This window comes from Lactococcus hircilactis (assembly GCF_009601015.1).
Classification (GTDB): Bacteria; Bacillota; Bacilli; order Lactobacillales; family Streptococcaceae; genus Lactococcus; species Lactococcus hircilactis.
In genome coordinates this window covers 179200-197143 of sequence record NZ_WITJ01000004.1, presented here as the reverse complement: position 1 = coordinate 197143, position 17944 = coordinate 179200, and the positions used below count along the sequence as shown (strand labels likewise).

Here is a 17944-nt window from a genome sequence, read left to right as displayed (position 1 = left end):
AAAATAATTTATTCGATGACGAGCATTCCATCTTTGATTGCCCAAGGTTCTTTGAGATCAATATGATCATAAAACATGATCCCGTTGGTATGATCAATTTCGTGTTGCACACACATGGATTCAAAATTTTTAAGCCGAATTTTTTTCTTCTCGCCAGCTTTATTGACGTACTCAACAGTAACACGCGCATGACGAACGACAAATCCTGGGATTTCTTGATCAACAGAAAGACAGCCCTCGCCCGTCTCAAGTGCAGCATCTTGAACAGAGTGACTCACAATTTTTGCATTGTACATGATTTCTTGGAGTTTGTAAGCTTCTTTTGGTGGAATCACCTGACCTGCTTCATCGTGTTCAGGTTCGTTTGGAACGAGGACGGCAATGACTTTTTTCATGAGTCCCAATTGATTTCCAGCAAGACCGACACCGCCACGCAGTCCCATTTTTTCAGCAATGATGGGATCTTGTGAGTTGTGTAGAAATTGCATCATTTTTTCACCTAAGCGAATGTCCTCATCAGACAATGGCAAACTCACTTCGTTTGCAACTTCGCGCAATGTTGGAAAACCTTCACGAACAATATCATCCATATCAATCTGATGACTTGCTTGAATCAGATTAGCTTGTATTTGGTCTGTTGTCAGTGCTGACAACTTTTCATTAATTTCATTTCCAGTCATTTTTATAATTCCTTAATTCTTTTTTCGACTAGTATTATTATACCATATTTTGGGGCGCAAAATGTTAAAATGGACTAAGAAGTACTGTCGCACAAAAACCTCCGATGGGAAAAATATTTTTTTGTCAGTACTGACAGCATTTTGGGTGCAACAATGAGCGTTGAAAAAGGAGAAAAAATGAGTGAATACAGAAAAAATGTCGCTGCCATTATCCTGAATCAAGACGGAAAAATATGGCTGGGAGAACGTTTTGATCGGATGAGTTGGGGATTTCCTCAAGGTGGCATTGAAGCTGGAGAATCCGCATTAGATGCCATAAAAAGAGAATTATCAGAAGAAATTGGAACGGATGAATGGGATATTCTTGCGACATATCCAGGACTTCTCACCTACGATTTTCCAAAATCAATGACTTTTCCGACCTGGACGTATAAAGGACAAGAACAGCAGTATTTTCTGGTTCAATTACAAAAACAAGCCATCATTCGCCTTGACACGCATCCAGAAGAGATCGAATTTCTGCGCTATACGTTTGTCAGTGCTGACAGAATTTTAAAGACCGATTTTGGCTTTAAAACTAACGTTTATCATACGGCGCTCCGCTATTTTCTCACACAAGAAGACAGGATAAAATAAAAAAGAAGGACTAAAAAAATGGCAATAGATCGAATTACAACCAATACATTTGAATTGGTCAGCAAATACAATCCAGCAGGAGATCAAGGGCAAGCGATTGATGCTTTGGTTGAAAATATCGAAAACGGTGAAAAAGCACAAATTTTGCGTGGGGCAACTGGAACAGGAAAAACCTATACCATGAGTCAAGTGATCGCAAGAAATAACAAACCAACGCTTGTAATGGCACACAATAAAACACTTGCAGGTCAACTTTATAGCGAATTTAAAGAATTTTTTCCCAATAATGCAGTAGAATATTTCGTCTCATACTACGATTATTATCAACCAGAAGCATATGTCCCAAGTTCAGACACCTATATCGAAAAAGACAGCTCGGTGAATGATGAGATTGATAAACTCAGACATAGTGCAACAAGCTCGCTCTTAGAGCGCAATGATGTGATTGTTGTTGCATCAGTCTCGTGTATCTATGGGTTAGGCTCTCCAAAAGAGTACCAAGATTCTGTTGTGTCATTGCGTCCCAATCAAGAAATATCAAGAGATCACTTATTAAATGCACTCGTTGGCATCCAATTTGAGCGCAATGATATTGATTTTCAGCGTGGCACGTTTCGTGTGCGTGGCGATGTTGTAGAAATTTTCCCTGCTTCTCGTGATGAACACGCTTTTCGCGTTGAATTTTTTGGAGATGAGATTGATCGCATCCGAGAAATCGAAGTGTTGACAGGGCAAGTCATTTCAGAAGTCGATCATGTGGCAATCTTTCCTGCAACCCACTTTATGACCAATGATGCACGAATGGAAGAATCCATTGCCAAAATTGAAGCTGAACTACAAGATCAACTCAAAAAATTCCGAGATGAAGGAAAACTTCTTGAAGCACAGCGCTTAGAACAACGGACGAATTATGACATTGAGATGCTCCGTGAAATGGGCTATTGTAATGGAGTAGAAAATTATTCACGTCACATGGATGGACGTTCAGAAGGCGAGCCTCCATACACATTACTCGATTTTTTTCCAGATGATTTTTTGATCATGATCGATGAAAGTCACATGACGATGGGACAAGTCAAAGGAATGTATAATGGAGACCGCGCCAGAAAAGAAATGCTCTGTAATTACGGCTTTCGTCTCCCTTCAGCTCTCGATAATCGCCCACTAAAACGAGAAGAATTTGAAAGTCATGTGCACCAGATTGTTTATGTCTCAGCCACTCCTGGGGATTATGAAATGGAGCAAACTCAGACAATTGTTGAGCAAATTATTCGGCCAACAGGATTACTTGATCCAGAAGTTGAGGTCCGCCCATCAATGGGACAAATTGATGACTTATTAGGAGAAATAAATGCACGTGTTGAGCGCAATGAGCGCGTGTTTGTTACGACATTGACCAAAAAAATGTCAGAAGATTTGACCGCTTATTTCAAAGAAATGGGAGTCAAAGTCAAATACATGCACTCAGATATCAAAACGCTTGAACGGACAGAAATCATTCGAGATTTACGTCTTGGAACCTTTGATGTTCTTGTTGGGATCAATCTTTTGCGAGAAGGAATTGATGTGCCTGAGGTTTCTTTAGTCGCGATTCTTGATGCAGATAAAGAAGGATTTTTAAGAAATGAACGTGGGTTGATTCAAACCATCGGACGTGCAGCAAGAAATGCCAATGGTCATGTCATCATGTATGCAGACATGGACAAACCTTTAGATGAAACTAAAGCAGCAGATCAAGAAATTCTCGATGCGGGTTATTTTTATGAAGTCAATGGACAAAACTATAAGATCACAAAATCCATGCGTAAAGCCATTGATGAGACAAGTCGTCGGCGTGAAATTCAAACGGCTTATAATACAGCACACGGGATTATTCCAAAAACGATTGTCAAAGAAATCAGAGATTTGATTGCGATCACCAAAAAAACGCCAACTGGTGAAGTAGAAGAGGTGGACGCACAAGCAATGACGAAAAAAGAGCGTCAACTGCTGGTCAAAAAACTCGAAAAAGAAATGCAACAAGCCGCTGGCGCACTCGATTTCGAAGCTGCTGCGCAATTGCGTGATATGGTGCTTGAAATTCGTGCGATGGATTAAGTGTTTTGAGATAAAACATTAAAAAATTCAAAAAGGAGCAATCAATGGAAATCATCCCGATCACGCAAGAAAATGAAACTGCACTCTTTATAAAAAATGAAGCATTTGAACTTTTTGGAGAGATGATTGTTGAAAGAAATGAGAAAAACTGGACCTATCACATAAAAAATTTTCCAGCAGATCAAAGAAAATATCAAACATTTCCAGATGAGCACTATCAGTACTCAGAGATAAATCAAACGGGTTTTGCTTTTGGCGCTTTTGAAGGAGGAAAATGTGTTGGATTAGCGATTTTTAGAGCGCAATGGAATCATTATTTGTATTTAGATGATCTCAAAGTGAATCGAAAATTTCGCAAAACTGGTGTTGCAAAACAACTTTTAAAAACGGCAGCACTCACTGCAAAAACAGCTGGCTATCGCGGTTTTTTCACGATTGGTCAAAATAATAATGTCGCGGCATGCCAATTTTATTTAAACTACGGATTTGAGATTGGAGGTTTGGATACGAAGATTTATCAGCATACGCAGCAAAAAGGAAAGCAAAACATTCATTTTTATTATGATTTTTCTTAAAAAAAATGAAAATCGCACCATCAAAACACGTGTGGTGCTTTTTTTGTCAAATTTTTCAGAATTTTTCATGCATATCAGTTGACAATTCTTTTAAAAAGTGTATAATTATCAATATCAATTAAATAAAAATACACAAATGAGGTCAATCAAATGAAAATGAAAAAAATAGGATTAGTCACACTGGCCATTGGTGCAGCACTGACTTTGGCGGCTTGTGGAAATTCAACAGCTAAAAATCAAGTGGACACCATCAAGAAAAATAAAACGCTCACCGTCGCACTGTCAGCAGATTATCCTCCTTTTGAGTTTCAAACGATTCAAAATGGAAAAAATGTCGTGGTCGGATCTGATGTTGATTTAGCCAAGGCTATCGGAAAAGAACTGGGAGTAAAGGTGAAAATCAGCAACATGGATTTTTCAAATGTCTTGACGGCAGTCTCAACAGGAAAAGCAGATCTGGCGATTTCTGGGATCACTTATACCAAAGATCGGGCGAAATCATATAATTTCTCAAAAATTTATTATCATTCACCAAACTCCATTATCATTAAAAAATCAAATTTAAATAAATATACAAGTTTTGATGATTTTGCAAATAAAGAAGTGGCTGCACAAAAAGGATCTTTACAAGAAAAAATTGTCCTCAATGACATGAAAAAAAGTACGGATATTTCTCTTGCTACAATTGGAGATGAAGTCAATGAAGTCAAGACAGGAAAGGTCGAAGGTGCTGTCGTTGAGAAATTAATCGCCAAAAGCTATGTTGACGCAAACCCAGATTTGGCGCTCGCAAATATTGATATTCCAACATTAAAAAATGATTTTGGGATGTCCGTTGCGCTCCCTAAAAATTCAGATCAATTGACAAAAGTGGTTAATAAAGTGATCACTCAGATGCTTGCTGATGGGACAATGGAAAAAAATGTTCAAAAAAATTATGAATTGGCAAAATCTGTCAAATAAGTTGAGGAAGTAAGATGTCGTGGAAAGAGAAAATCAGAAGTGTTGAACCTTATGTTTCAGGGGAGCAACCCAACTTTGATCAGATGATAAAATTAAATACAAATGAGAATCCTTATCCTCCCTCTCGTCATATTTCAGCAGTGTTAAAAGCTGTCAGTACTGACAAACTTGCTTTATACCCTAGTGCAGACGCTGATACACTGCGCCATGCGATAGCGCAGTTGCATGGGCTAAATGATAATCAAGTATTCATCGGAAATGGATCTGATGAGGTCTTGTCGCTTAGTTTTCTGACGTTTTTTAATAGTACAGATCCGATTTTTCTTCCCGATGTGACTTATCCATTTTATACGACGTATTGTGATTTATACGGGATAACGTACAAAAAACAAAATGTCGATCAAAATTTTCACATGCAACTCAAAGATTATACTGAGAAAAATGGGGGCATTATTTTTTGCAATCCTTGTAACCCCACTGGCATTGTTGAGCCGCTTGAATTTATTGAACAGCTCCTTTTGACGAATTCTGATAGTGTCGTCATTATTGATGAAGCGTATGCTGATTTTGCTTCGTGTAGCGCCGTTTCATTATTAAAAGATTATGAGAATTTATTGATCACAAAAACTTTCTCGAAAGCTAGAAGTCTAGCAGGCATCAGACTTGGTTATGCTTTAGGTTCTCCTTTTGCGATTCAAAAATTATACGATGTCAAAAATTCATTTAATTCTTATTGTGTGGATAGGATCACTCAGCAGATTGGACTTGCCAGTGTGCATGATCATCAAGGAATGATTGAAAATATAAATAAAATAATCAAAACACGGACCTGGTTTTTAAAGGAATTGCATCGCTTAGGTTTTGTCAGTACTGACAGCAAAGCAAATTTTGTTTTTGTCAGCACTGACAAGATGCCAGCAAAAACGTTATATGAAAAACTCTATGATGCACGCATCATTGTGCGATATTGGGATCATCCAGGTATTTCAGATTGGATTCGGATCACGATTGGAACGGATGATCAGATGATTTGCGTCCTCAATTTTCTTAAAAAAGTGTTGCTCTAAAACGGGTTCACGTTAGTGAAATAAATCAAAAGGACGGATGTCCTTTTTTATATGCATTATTCTTGACATTATTAAATAAAAGCGTATAATTATACGTATATTGAATGAAAAACAAGGATTATTCATTAAAAATGAATAAAATAAGTGAGGGAAAAATGAAAAAAATGAAAAAAATGAAAAAAATGATGTTGGCACTTGTAGGATTAGTCGCGGTTGCAAGTTTAGCCGCGTGTGGTAATGCGCAAGGAACTTCTATCAAAAAAATCCAAGATAAAGGCACTTTAACGCTAGCTGTTAGTCCAGATTACCCTCCATTTGAATATCAAACTATCAAAAACGGGAAAAATACAGTCGTTGGTATTGATATTGACTTGGCCAATGCGATTGCAAAAAAATTGAATGTCAAACTTAAAATCAGTACGATGGATTTTAACAATGTTTTGACGACGCTGTCACAAGGAAAAGCGGACCTTGCGATTTCAGGAATTTCTGCGACGACGGATCGTAAAAAAACATTTGACTTCTCAAACGTGTATTATGATGCGACAAATGAAATTGTTGTCAAAAAATCTGAACTTGCAAAATACACCAATTTATCTGATTTTAAAGGGGCTAAATTAGCTGCACAAAAAGGTTCTACGCAAGAAAAAGCAGTCACTTCACAAATCACAGGGTCCACGCTGGTTTCGCTTGCCGCAACGGGAGATGAAATCAATGAAGTAAAAGGAGGCATGGTCAATGGTGCAGTGTTAGAGGATATGATTGCTAAAAGCTATGTCTCTGCTAATCCAGACCTTGCGATTGCTCAAGTAAAAATTCCAAATCTAAAAAGTAATCCAGGGATGGCCGTTGCAATCACCAAAGGCTCTTCTGCGCTTCAAAGTAAAATCAATAGCGTCATCAAATCCCTCCAATCTAGCGGTGAATTAGAGCAGATCATCCAAAAAAATTATGCTGAATCACAAAAAGTAAAATGATGAAAAAAGAGAACATGATCGTTCTTTTTTTATGCTTTATGAAGTTTTTTGATACCAAATGCGCGTGAATTTGATATAATAAAAGTCACACCACTCAAAAGTGACAAAAAATTTGACGGTTTTCTCAGTTTCAAAAGTGTGCGCACTTTTTTGTCTATTTTTTCATGTCGTGGTGCGAATTTATTGATATCATTGCGTTAAAATGAGGGGTTCTTATGGTTTCAAAATCACGTTTAGCAGGGTTTGTTGATGCTGCTATTGCTGTTGTGATGACGGTCATGTTATTAGAATTTCACACGCCAAAATCGGGCTTGATTTTGGATTTTTTACGTGAAAATTTAGTTTATATGATTGCTTATTTATTGAGTTTTATTTATGTGACGACGTCTTGGTTTAATCAGCAATACATGCTTGCGAGCGCAGAACGCGTCACAAGAAAAATGTATATTGCAACGATGTTGTGGGTGTTGAATTTGTCCATGCTCCCTGTTTTGGCTGCTTGGACTGGCCAAACCATGAACTTATTTGATGCTTTTGGCACTCATGCACCAAAAGCTCCAGCACTTTTATTTATGCTGATGATTGGACTGTGGGGCGTGAGTTTTGTGCACATGGGACACGTTTATATTCATGAAAATCCCAAAGCAGCGGCACAATTAATCAATGAAATGAATGTTTTATCCTATTTGAGAAGTCGTCCTTACTGGGGGTTATTCCTTTTGTTTTTTGGACTTACGACCATTTACCCGTTTACTGCCTTGATCTGGACGGGTGCAGAGATGGGCTATGCGATTTATCGCTCACACAATCGCGAAAAATAAACCATGAGCAAAATGATGCTCATGGTTTATTAATTGGTCTGTGTGGCTGCTTCATCAACGATAAATGTAAATTCAGCAGTGGCTACTTTTTTCCCATCAACGAGGGCAGCAGCAGTGGCGACACCGACTTTTCCACGGAATTTTGTGATTTCAAATTCGAGTTTCATCACATCACCTGGAGTCACTTTTTGACGGAATTTTGCCTTGTCAATCCCACCGATATAAGCCATTTTTCCTTTAAATTCTTCTTTTGTTAAGATTAAAATAGAGCCAGCTTGAGCGAGAGATTCCAAAATCAAAACGCCAGGGAAGGTTGGATTTCCAGGGAAGTGGCCATTAAAAACTTGTTCGTTAATGGTTACGTTTTTTGTAGCGATGATTTTTTGATCTGTGATTTCATCCACATAATCAATAAATAAAATCGGGTAGCGATTAGGGATGATTGCTGCAACTTCTTGAGCGTCTAATACTCTTGTCATTTTTTCTCACTTTCTGGAATAGCGAACTTTTGAGTCGCTAAAAATCGTAAATATAAAGTCAGCCTTGACATTTTGGCTAATTTAATTTAAAATTTGATGTATAAAGTATTTTTATATATCAAACATTGTCCCTTCTTATCTTACCAATAAAAAGGGACACTGTCAATTTTTTTATTATCAAGAAAAGGAATTATTTTTTATGTTTTTAGAAGGAAAAAAAATCGTCGTTATGGGCGTGGCTAACAATAAGTCCATCGCCTGGGGTTGTGCAAAAGCAATGAAAGATCAAGGTGCAAGCTTGATTTACACGTATCAAAATGAACGCATGGAAAAGCAACTTGCAAAATTAGCTCAAGCAGATGATTTACTTGTTGAGTGTGATGTGGCATCTGATGAGTCCATTCGTCGGGCATTTTCAACGATTGAGACACGTGTTGGAAAAATCGATGGTCTTGTTCATGCGATTGCTTATTCAAAAAAAGAAGAACTTGGCGGAAATATCTCAGATGTTTCTCGTGATGGTTATGCACTTGCTCAGGATATCTCAGCATTCAGTTTGATTGCGGTGTCTAAAGCGGCTAAGCCTTTACTCAATAAAGGTGCTGGAATCGTGACATTGACGTATATGGGCTCAGAGCGTGCCATTCCTAACTACAATGTGATGGGAATTGCAAAAGCAGCTCTTGAAGCATCTGTACGTTATCTTGCTGCTGAAATGGCGCACGTGGGTGTTCATGTCAACGGAATCTCTGCTGGAGCCATCAAAACGCTTGCCGTTTCTGGCGTTTCAGGTTACAAAGATTTGATTAAAGAATCTGACAGCCGCACGGCTGATGGTGTTGGTGTGTCGATTGAAGAAGTCGGACAAACCGCAGCATTTCTTGTCAGTCCGCTCGCTTCTGGTGTAATCGGGGATATCATATATGTGGATAAAGGGGTTCATTTGACCTAAAAAACTTCTGTCAGTACTGACAGAAGTTTTTTTATGTGCCGTAAGCCATACAAAAATTCAGAGCCTTTGAGGGGGTTAAAAAATTACAATTTTTCATCATTTCCGAAATGCTATTATTACTACGTAATACATAGCATTTTCTTTTGACTTCGTCAAAAGAAACATTAAAAGGAAAATAAGATGAATAAAAAAACTATTATTCTAGGCTCAATCTTTTTATTGACAGTGATTTCTGTAGGAGCAATAAAAGTTCAAGCTGCTACACCATCTATCCTCTACAACACCCAAGTTCAAAATATTGGCTGGCAAAAGAATCCCAAAGACAGCTCTACATGGTTTCATGACGGACAAGAAGCAGGGACAAATGCACGTGGTCTGCGAATGGAGTCCATTCAAATCGCATTGAACCTCCCTACAGGGATGACAGGAGGGGTCATCTACGATGCACACGTACAGGGTATCGGTTGGCAAAAGGCTAGCAAGCCGAACGCGTACAATAGCACACCGCAAGTTATCCCTTCAACTTCTGATTGGTTTACGAATGGGCAAACAGCGGGAACAGTAACGCGCTCCTTACGTATGGAAGCTTTCACAGTACAGTTGACAGGCGAAATTGCCAAACACTATGACGTGGTATATGACAGTCACGTACAGAACATCGGCTGGCAATACAACGGCAAAAAAGGGAATACCCAATACGGCACAAGTACGCTCTACTATCAAGCTCCAAACTTCCAACAAATCGCGCCAGTTGCCAACTGGTTCAAGAATGGTCAAGAAGTCGGAAGTAATGACCATGCTTTACGCATGGAAGCTCTCACAATTAAGTTAGTCGCAAAACCTACCACAACAACGACTAAAAATGTGACTGTCAATAAAGATGACAAAGGCAAGGTACTCACAAACACGAATGGTTACACTAAACTTTCATCAAAAACAACTTCTGCAACCACTCTCTCTAATGTTTATGGAGATAAAATCCTAACGAACACAACGACTAATATTTGGCATAAGCCTATCACAATTACAAAAAATGTGACTGTTAATGAAACAACTACTGGAGAGGTATTATCTTCAACTGCAGGATATAAGAATGTATCAAACCCACCAACTGGTTCAACCGTGACATTTACCTCCACAGCTTCAAATGGAGATAAAGTGATAACAAATACAACTTATGTCTCTTGGATTAAACTTTCTACGGTACCCTATCCTACATCTATAAAATTAGATAACGTATGGCTAAATGCTTATAAAGCATATACCACAACTACGGATGCTACCGCCAAAGATGCTGCAAAATCAACTTTAGATAAGTTGTATGATACTGAAAATAGCTACAATAATTTTACAGAGGGAGGACTCGATAATACTGTAAAATATGATGTTACCGCTCTCCCAGCTTCTGAACAAGCAAAATTAAATCAATATTTTGCAACACTCCTCAACTCCATCCACAAACAACTGGGAGATGGAAAAACGACATACATCAATACAAATCTAAACGCATTTGCAAAAGACGTAGCAGCAGAATATACGGCAATTAATTATCTTGGTGGGCATAATATCCCAGCTATAAATAGAGCTGCAGCTAAACATAATTTAGCTCAAAATAAAATAAATCCTTATGAAAATTTAGCTATGGCTGATGTCAGTGCTTTCCATCAAACTTATACCGAAGCTGATTTATACGGACTAATGTTTAATTGTATGTTAGAATTCGCAATCGCTGATGCTGGTTCAAATTATGCTCACATCACGTCATTGCTAAAATCAAACACTCTTGGTTTGGCTTTTTCACATGAAACAAGTGGCAGTCTATACTATGAACAACTCCATGTAGAAAACGTTCAAAATTATAATTATCTAGCAGATTATCAAAACTACACATTAAATGACATACAAGCCCAAGCAAAATATGAGAGTTTATATGGTTTGTCAAGTGCTCAAACAATTAAATGACGCGTTTTACTATCTATCTTTTGTAAATATTTTTCCACAAAAACGGTTCAATAGACCGTTTTTTATATTGGCTTTCCCAGTATACATCCACCGCATGCTTCACCTAATATGACACCATTTCACAACTAAATCGACTAATAATGCAACAGCCAGTTCTATGTTATACTACCATAAAAAAATGATGTTTGGGATTGAACCTATGATTCTGATCTAGGTCAGATGTGACAATCCTAAAAAGGTATGGATAAAGGGTTCATTGACCTAAAAAAATTTCTGTCAGTACTGACAGAAATTTTTTAATCGCGTTTTTGTTTTCCAGCATTGCGTCCAGATTTTTTTGTGGCATGTTTTTGTTCTGTCGCATTGGGTTGACTTGTGATGGCTTTAAAATTTTCTTGAACGGCATTTGGAGTGACGTCTTTTGGCGCATCCATGACTTTTGGAGGATTCGTTTTAAATTCAGCGTCAATTTTCTTTTTCATGTTTGGTTTCATAATGAAAGTGATAATGACTTGTTGAATCACGATGACAAGACCACCAACAGCCCAGTAAAGTGCGGCAGCGGCTGGCGCCATAAAGCTAAAGACCACAATCATCGCAGGACTCATAATGAGCATGGTCTTGCTGGTTTTCTTTTGCTCATCACTCATGCCAAACGTGGAAATCCAAGTTTGGAGGAAGTAAAGCACTCCAGAGATAATCGTGAGAATCAGGCTTGGCTTGGCCAAATTAATTCCCATGAATGTGGAAGCCATGATTCCAGGCGTGTACATGGCAGCATTGTAAAGCGCAATGAAAAACGGCCATTGAATCAACATCGGCAAACATCCAATTGAGCTGAGCATATTGACGCCGTTGTCTTTTTGAGCTTGCATCAACGCTTGTTGAGCGGCCATTTTTTCTTCGGAGGTCGTCGCATTTTTGAGGCGTTCGTTGAGTGGCGCAAAAACAGGTTGGAGATAAGCCATTTTTTCTTGCATATAAGTTGATTTATAAGCTTGATTTAATCCTAAAGGCAAGATTAGTAAGCGAATGATCAACGTTACAAGAATAATACCAAGTCCATAACCCAAGTGCATATTATGCGCAAAAAGATCAATGAAGTCTGACATCGGGCGAACGAGCCAAGTGTAAATGAAACCATGCTGAGCGGCTTGTGTCGGGACAAGAATTCCATTGACACGGTGCGTTTGAACACAGCCTGAAAGCAGTAATAATGCGGCTGTAGAGAGTCCTGCTAGTGCAAGTCTTTTATTCGTTTTTTTCAAAATAAGTCCTTTTCTATCCATCAATAAAGCATACCTGTCTATTTTACCTGATTTTTCATAAATTTTCAATAGGACAAAAGTCTGATTTATGTCCATAAAATACGAAAAAAGCTGTCAGTACTGACAAAAACGAAAACACTCGTTCAAGCTTGTCAGTACTGACAACGTGTCATGTCATTTTTATTGAATTAGTCGATGCCTTCCATGGCAATGATGGCTTTCAAAACAGCAGCAGTTTCTTGCCAATCACGAACAGTGATGGTTTCGATTCCCATTTGAACAACAGGATAATCATTTCCGCCAGGTTGTGTCATGTCACCAAAATAAAGGATTTCAGGTTTTGTCACGTGAAGGTGATCCATCATATGATTCATTCCAAATTCTTTGTTTTGTCCAGGAACAAAACCGTTAATCGTTGTTGTCCCAGCCACTTCGAATTCGTATTCAGGCGCATATTGACTCGCTAATTTCGCGATTTCATTGCGTTTTTTCATATCTGGATCCCAGTCTTGTTTTGCTTTAACGCCAGCTTTTTGACCAATTGCAGAGTAGGCAATCATTGATTCACGGTTTTCAATGATCTCATCTCCTGGAGCAAGCACAGATTCATCCCAATAGCCAAGCTCTTTTGCAGCTTTTTCAAGCGCACCGCAGATGCCACTGACTTGCTTTTCTGTTAAAGCGTAGTTGAACACTTGCTTCCATTGTCCTGCTTCGTGGGCATAATATTGCGTTCCTTGTCCAACAAAAAGATGGAAATGATCAAGATTCGCACTTTCTGGCAAATTATTAATGATTTGAATCAAAAATTGATCATACTTTTGCCCAGAAATTGGGGCGATGAGATACTTGTGAGACAATGTCGCAAGTAATTGTGCCATCTCTGGGAAAATGGGCATTTTAGGTTCATTGAGCGTATTGTCAATGTCAAAACTCAAGATTTTTTTCATAGCTGTAATCTCCTTTTTTGTAATATATCAACGCTTTCATTATACCATTTTTGTTCAAAAAAACCTAAACAAAACCAAAAAAACAAAATAAAATTCTGTCAGTACTGACAGAATTTTATTTTTTACGCATTTCACCTTCTTGAAACAACGTTCCTTCTGGTAAATCTGTGAAAATGACATGAATTGCTGATTTTGGCGCACCAGCGTGTTTTGAAATTGATGCTGTGATTTCTTTTGCAATCGCAGCTTTTTGTGCGACCGTGCGTCCTTCAAAAAGTTCAATGTGAACAAATGGCATATTTTTTTTCCTTTCCGAACATCCATTAATGCCTCTATTTTACCATAAAATGAAGCCTACGTCTCTAAATATTTTTCATCCCTAAATGCCCTTGATTTTTTGATTTTCGACGGGATAAAAGACGCAGTCCATTTAAAAGAACAAGTAAAGTAGAGCCTTCATGCAACATTACCCCAGTCAAAACAGACAAGTGTCCAAAGAATGTAAATCCAACTAAAATCAACACCACAAGGAGCGAAAAAATAATATTTTCAGAAATCGTTAGCCCAAGCTGTTTAGAAGTCTTGTGAGCAGTAATCAATTTTTCCAAATTATTTTGCATCAGCACCACATCAGCTGTCTCAATCGCAACATCTGTCCCATTCCCCATCGCAATTCCGATGTCAGCAGTGACAAGTGCAGGAGCATCATTAGTTCCATCACCCAACATCGCTGTCAGTCCTCGTGTTTCTTGGAGTTGTGAGATGACGTGCGCTTTTTCTTCAGGCAAAACATGAGCAATCACACGATTTATTTCTAACTCACGTCCAATTGCATCCCCAGTCAATTGCCCATCACCTGTGATCATCACAGTTTCGACATTCACAGATTTAAAGTACTGAATCGCAGCTTTTGCACTTTTTTGCGGCACATCTTGAATCGAAATCAGACCAATAATCTGCGCCTCAATTCCTACAAATACTACGGTTCTTCCCTTTTTTTCTTCTACATTTTTCTCCTCTAACCATCGTGCATCAATCTGATCAAATAAACCAGATTGCCCAATTTGAATCCATTTTCCTTGATAATGCGCCACAAGTCCCAGACCAATCCGATTTTCCACTTCAAGTTCGATCGCTTTTGTTTTTTGATCAAAATGATCAATTATCGCAGTAGCAAGAGGATGATTGGCCTGTTTTTCCATCGTGACAATCAGTGCAATCACGGAGGATTCAGGCATCAAAGTTTGTTCAAAGTGAACGTGCACCACTTGCGGTTTTCCTGATGTCAAAGTCCCCGTTTTATCAAAAGCGATTGCTTTTAAGTGTGCCAATTGACTCAGAAAATTTCCCCCTTTAAAAAGAATGCCCTGTTTTGCAAGATTTGAAATTCCAGCCAAAGTTGCAGGAATTGCTGAAACTGCAAGCGCACAAGGAGAGGCAGACACCATAAAGGTCAATCCTTTGTCAATGGTTTCTTGAAATGACCATTGAAATAAAAGCGGACCAACAAATAATACCCCGATAAAAACAAGCAAAATGAGTTGCACATAAATCGGTTCATATTTTTTAATGCGAGAAGCTGTTGGTGACAAATGACTTTGCGAAGCTTCCACCAATTGTATTATTTTTGCAAAAACCGTATCATGACTTGCTTTAGTGACTCGCATGATAAACACACCAGTCCCATTGATTGTCGCGCCAAACACCTCATCTCCCTTGGCTTTTTCACGTGGCATCGCCTCACCATTGATTGAAGATTCATCAATTTGTGTTGTCCCTTCAATAATAATCCCATCTGTCGGAATTTGTCCACCATTTAAAACTTGAAGATGATCTGCGATGTTAAGTTGATTCACATCAACAATTTCAATTTCCCCATTAGATGTGATTCTGCGCGCTTGCGTAGGATTAAGTTTTAAGAGTGCAGTAATTTCTCTTTGACTTTTTTCTTCGACATATTCTTCAAGAAAATGAGCCCCCGCAAAAATAAAAATCAAAAGTGCAGCTTCTGCAGCATCCCCTAAAATGACGGCGCCAAAAGCAGCTAAACTCATCAAAATATGCGTATTTGGACGAAATCTCCTTTTTATTTTACTTTGTTCAATCGTGTCCTCAATCCCTTCTAAGATCACATGATAACCAGAAAACAGCAATGCGCCTGTGAAAATCCCTTGTTTAATCCATGCATCAAATGGAAAAATGACGCCCCCAATAAAAATTAAAATCCCTACGAAATAGAGTTTCATCTCACGCGTGATGCCATTAAAAAATTGTTTTTTATTCGCCATTTTTGCCCCCCTTATTTTAAAAATAATTTCAACAGTTGAAATCATTTCTTTCATCTGTTATACTTATCTATACTATAAACTATACCGTCACAGGAAGGTCAAGTGATGAATCAAGATTTTTCAAATTTTCTCACCATCGGTGAGCTCGCAAAACTGTCAGCAGTACACATCAAAGCACTCCGTTACTATGAAAGTATCGGCATTTTAACTCCCACAGCCATTAATTCAGAAAATGGATATCGTTATTATTCATATCCCCACATTACCTATGTCAAAGTCATCAAAATATGTGCCAATTATGGATTACCACTAAAAAATTTCACACAATATATCTTAGAAGATAACAAAATAAACATGCTTGCGATTTTAAATGCAGCATCAAAAGAGATAAAAAAACAAGAAAAACAACTCAAAGTACATCAGCAGTACTTACAAAAAATGGAACAACAAGTGAAACTCTCACAGCGCTTAGACAGCAGTGTACAGTATCACATTGAAACATTGAAAGAAACATTTTTACTCACTCCCTTCCAAGGTGAAATGCTTTCCCAAGCTTATTTTAAAAGTGTTCATCAGATTTTGTCACAACTTGAGAAATTTCATTTAAGTTACGAGAATCGCGTTGGATGTTATTATCTCTATACACACGATAAATTTGAGCAATATCTGGCCATTAAAGTTGAAAAACCTAAAAAACCAGCAGCATCTCTCAAATTTCTTGAGCTGAATTATCAACACCTTCATGCAGAACATGTCAATAAAGCGCACATTGATGCATGGATTATAGAAAATCACAAAAAAGAAAAACACACCGAATTCTTAGCCCTCGAAACCTTTGAAAATCCGATGGATTTAACAAATCCGCATCTGGAATTGCGCTATGTGCTCTCCTAAAATGATCAAAAAGACGCTGTCAGTACTGACAACGTCTTTTTGATCACCAAACATTTCTGTCAGTACTGACAGAAATGTAATGAACACCATCTCACGACAGAACTACTTAGTGACTTGAAGCACCACTTGTTGCATCTGCCGCATTTTCTTTTGGTGCTTCACCTTTAGAAGAAGCACCGCTCGTTGCATCCGCCATCGCTGCATTCGGACCGACCAATTTTTGTCCCGTCGTTTCCAAATACCAATCCAACCAAGGTTTGAAATTAAAAACAATCTCATTGATCCCAGCATAAGCCCCATTTGGATAATACATGGCTTGATAATTATGCGTATTGATAAGCGTTTCTGACCCACCAGGAATCGCCGTACGAACATACTCTTGATTTCCAGAGCGCAATGTTGCAATGACCCACTCCACATTTTTCATCCGTTGAGGAGGAAGCGTCCCATGAACCGTCGAAAGTCGATTTCCAGATTGCGCAGGAACACGTTTTGCAAGCATCGTCTCAGGATCTTGATGCTTATTATTATAATAAAGAAATTGATTATTATCATCTGCATAAGTCAGCTCAAAAGGCATCGCATTTAAAAACATATTCAGCTGATTGACCGTCAAAATCCCGTGATCCAACTTTACATAAGTATCACCAGAGACCGCGTGTGTCTGAGCTGCCGCTTTTTCCACCCAATCCGGATCATCAGGATCAATTCCCTCAATCGTAGTTGCAATTGGCGTTGTGACATTTAAGTCTTCAGCTTCAAGCGGTTGAGGTTTTTTCAGTTTTGAAACCACTTCAACATATTTTACAAAATTGTCCAGACAAAGCTCTAAAAATTGGACCGTTTTTGGCTCCATAATATTTCCCTTATCATCAAACGCCTCTTTTGCTTTTCCTAAAAGAAATTCATTTCCAGGTAAGACATAAGCATTCACCCCTGGCGCATCAAGAATCTGTCTCAGTTGAAGCTGAGCACGCGAAGATCCCTGATCATAATAAGAAGCACCAACAATCATGACAGGCTTGCTATCAAACGGATGCAACTCATAAGAAAGCCATTCAATCAGACTTTTAAGTGCTGGCGTCGTCGTATGATTATGCTCAGGTGTTGCAATAATCACACCATCAGCTCGCGTTATTTTATGATAAATCAATTGAAGATTAAAATTATCTGAAACATCAATATCCTGATTAAACAAAGGAATATCCTTGATTTCAAAAATTTCCAACTCAAATTTCAATTTAAAGTGACGTCTGATAAATTCAATAAGTTTGCGATTATATGATTGTTCAGCATTTGAGCCGACAATCCCAACAAATTTCATCATTATTTTTT

17 protein-coding genes are annotated in these 17944 nt (G+C 38.2%); 10 read left to right on the top strand and 7 right to left on the bottom strand.

The features are described from left to right. Nucleotides 1–8: 8 nt before the first annotated feature. Nucleotides 9–680, bottom strand: coding sequence for a peptide deformylase (gene def / locus GHI93_RS03980; RefSeq protein WP_170272382.1), 672 nt, complete (start codon nt 678–680; stop codon nt 9–11). Nucleotides 681–857: 177 nt separating this feature from the next. On the opposite strand from def, the gene GHI93_RS03975 reads away from it, so the two are divergent. The 7 genes from GHI93_RS03975 (at nt 858) to GHI93_RS03945 (ending at nt 7816) form a co-directional block, all read left to right on the top strand. After that, nucleotides 858–1316, top strand: coding sequence for an RNA pyrophosphohydrolase (locus tag GHI93_RS03975; protein WP_153495780.1), 459 nt, complete (start codon nt 858–860; stop codon nt 1314–1316). Between the two features lie 18 nt (nt 1317–1334). Further along, a complete protein-coding gene (uvrB, locus tag GHI93_RS03970) occupies nt 1335–3413 on the top strand; it encodes an excinuclease ABC subunit UvrB (protein WP_153495779.1) in 2079 nt (692 codons plus the stop codon). A 44-nt stretch (nt 3414–3457) separates the two neighbouring features. Continuing rightward, complete coding sequence (locus GHI93_RS03965; RefSeq protein WP_153495778.1) at nt 3458–3988, top strand: GNAT family N-acetyltransferase; 531 nt, start codon at nt 3458–3460, stop codon at nt 3986–3988. 150 nt (nt 3989–4138) lie between these two features. Continuing rightward, nucleotides 4139–4951, top strand: a complete 813-nt coding sequence (locus GHI93_RS03960; protein ID WP_246177015.1) for a transporter substrate-binding domain-containing protein — start codon at nt 4139–4141, stop codon at nt 4949–4951. 14 nt (nt 4952–4965) lie between these two features. Next, nucleotides 4966–6018, top strand: coding sequence for a histidinol-phosphate transaminase (hisC, locus tag GHI93_RS03955; protein WP_153495777.1), 1053 nt, complete (start codon nt 4966–4968; stop codon nt 6016–6018). A 155-nt stretch (nt 6019–6173) separates the two neighbouring features. Further along, a complete protein-coding gene (locus GHI93_RS03950; protein ID WP_246177014.1) occupies nt 6174–6995 on the top strand; it encodes a transporter substrate-binding domain-containing protein in 822 nt (273 codons plus the stop codon). Between the two features lie 215 nt (nt 6996–7210). After that, on the top strand, nt 7211–7816 hold the full coding sequence (locus GHI93_RS03945) for a TMEM175 family protein (protein ID WP_153495776.1): 606 nt from the start codon (nt 7211–7213) through the stop codon (nt 7814–7816). 29 nt (nt 7817–7845) lie between these two features. Here GHI93_RS03945 and fabZ read toward each other — a convergent pair whose 3' ends face one another. After that, nucleotides 7846–8295, bottom strand: coding sequence for a 3-hydroxyacyl-ACP dehydratase FabZ (gene fabZ, locus GHI93_RS03940; protein WP_153495775.1), 450 nt, complete (start codon nt 8293–8295; stop codon nt 7846–7848). Between the two features lie 199 nt (nt 8296–8494). Between fabZ and fabI the strand changes: the two genes are divergently transcribed. Together fabI and GHI93_RS03930 are read left to right on the top strand one after the other, a co-directional pair. Continuing rightward, the gene (gene fabI, locus GHI93_RS03935) at nt 8495–9247 is read left to right on the top strand and encodes an enoyl-ACP reductase FabI (protein WP_153495774.1); all 753 of its coding nucleotides are present in this window, start codon (nt 8495–8497) and stop codon (nt 9245–9247) included. A gap of 180 nt (nt 9248–9427) precedes the next feature. Then, nucleotides 9428–11209: an SEC10/PgrA surface exclusion domain-containing protein gene (locus GHI93_RS03930; protein WP_153495773.1), complete on the top strand. Its 1782-nt coding sequence runs from the start codon at nt 9428–9430 to the stop codon at nt 11207–11209. 296 nt (nt 11210–11505) lie between these two features. On the opposite strand, the gene yidC is transcribed toward GHI93_RS03930, so the two are convergent. From yidC to GHI93_RS03910, 4 genes are all read right to left on the bottom strand, one after another. After that, nucleotides 11506–12498 carry a membrane protein insertase YidC gene (yidC, locus tag GHI93_RS03925; protein WP_153495772.1) on the bottom strand — a complete coding sequence of 331 codons (993 nt, stop codon included), beginning with the start codon at nt 12496–12498 and terminating at the stop codon, nt 11506–11508. Nucleotides 12499–12665: 167 nt separating this feature from the next. Beyond that, nucleotides 12666–13427, bottom strand: a complete 762-nt coding sequence (locus GHI93_RS03920) for an HAD-IIB family hydrolase (protein ID WP_153495771.1) — start codon at nt 13425–13427, stop codon at nt 12666–12668. Nucleotides 13428–13542: 115 nt separating this feature from the next. Continuing rightward, on the bottom strand, nt 13543–13755 hold the full coding sequence (locus tag GHI93_RS03915) for a 2-hydroxymuconate tautomerase (RefSeq protein WP_484496932.1): 213 nt from the start codon (nt 13753–13755) through the stop codon (nt 13543–13545). A gap of 34 nt (nt 13756–13789) precedes the next feature. After that, nucleotides 13790–15715, bottom strand: coding sequence for a heavy metal translocating P-type ATPase (locus tag GHI93_RS03910; protein ID WP_153495801.1), 1926 nt, complete (start codon nt 15713–15715; stop codon nt 13790–13792). 105 nt (nt 15716–15820) lie between these two features. Here GHI93_RS03910 and GHI93_RS03905 point away from each other — a divergent pair, with 105 nt between their 5' ends. Continuing rightward, nucleotides 15821–16609 (top strand): MerR family DNA-binding transcriptional regulator, encoded by a 789-nt coding sequence (locus GHI93_RS03905; protein WP_153495769.1) that lies wholly within the window; start codon nt 15821–15823, stop codon nt 16607–16609. A gap of 106 nt (nt 16610–16715) precedes the next feature. Here GHI93_RS03905 and GHI93_RS03900 read toward each other — a convergent pair whose 3' ends face one another. Beyond that, nucleotides 16716–17933 carry an NAD(P)H-dependent oxidoreductase gene (locus tag GHI93_RS03900; RefSeq protein ID WP_153495800.1) on the bottom strand — a complete coding sequence of 406 codons (1218 nt, stop codon included), beginning with the start codon at nt 17931–17933 and terminating at the stop codon, nt 16716–16718. Nucleotides 17934–17944: the final 11 nt, after the last annotated feature.

Coding starts and splice junctions, on each gene's coding strand:
- def (WP_170272382.1), bottom strand. CDS start 680: ATGACTGGAAATGAAATTAATGAAAAGTTGTCAGCACTGACAACAGAC.
- GHI93_RS03975 (WP_153495780.1), top strand. CDS start 858: ATGAGTGAATACAGAAAAAATGTCGCTGCCATTATCCTGAATCAAGAC.
- uvrB (WP_153495779.1), top strand. CDS start 1,335: ATGGCAATAGATCGAATTACAACCAATACATTTGAATTGGTCAGCAAA.
- GHI93_RS03965 (WP_153495778.1), top strand. CDS start 3,458: ATGGAAATCATCCCGATCACGCAAGAAAATGAAACTGCACTCTTTATA.
- GHI93_RS03960 (WP_246177015.1), top strand. CDS start 4,139: ATGAAAATGAAAAAAATAGGATTAGTCACACTGGCCATTGGTGCAGCA.
- hisC (WP_153495777.1), top strand. CDS start 4,966: ATGTCGTGGAAAGAGAAAATCAGAAGTGTTGAACCTTATGTTTCAGGG.
- GHI93_RS03950 (WP_246177014.1), top strand. CDS start 6,174: ATGAAAAAAATGAAAAAAATGAAAAAAATGATGTTGGCACTTGTAGGA.
- GHI93_RS03945 (WP_153495776.1), top strand. CDS start 7,211: ATGGTTTCAAAATCACGTTTAGCAGGGTTTGTTGATGCTGCTATTGCT.
- fabZ (WP_153495775.1), bottom strand. CDS start 8,295: ATGACAAGAGTATTAGACGCTCAAGAAGTTGCAGCAATCATCCCTAAT.
- fabI (WP_153495774.1), top strand. CDS start 8,495: ATGTTTTTAGAAGGAAAAAAAATCGTCGTTATGGGCGTGGCTAACAAT.
- GHI93_RS03930 (WP_153495773.1), top strand. CDS start 9,428: ATGAATAAAAAAACTATTATTCTAGGCTCAATCTTTTTATTGACAGTG.
- yidC (WP_153495772.1), bottom strand. CDS start 12,498: ATGGATAGAAAAGGACTTATTTTGAAAAAAACGAATAAAAGACTTGCA.
- GHI93_RS03920 (WP_153495771.1), bottom strand. CDS start 13,427: ATGAAAAAAATCTTGAGTTTTGACATTGACAATACGCTCAATGAACCT.
- GHI93_RS03910 (WP_153495801.1), bottom strand. CDS start 15,715: ATGGCGAATAAAAAACAATTTTTTAATGGCATCACGCGTGAGATGAAA.
- GHI93_RS03905 (WP_153495769.1), top strand. CDS start 15,821: ATGAATCAAGATTTTTCAAATTTTCTCACCATCGGTGAGCTCGCAAAA.
- GHI93_RS03900 (WP_153495800.1), bottom strand. CDS start 17,933: ATGAAATTTGTTGGGATTGTCGGCTCAAATGCTGAACAATCATATAAT.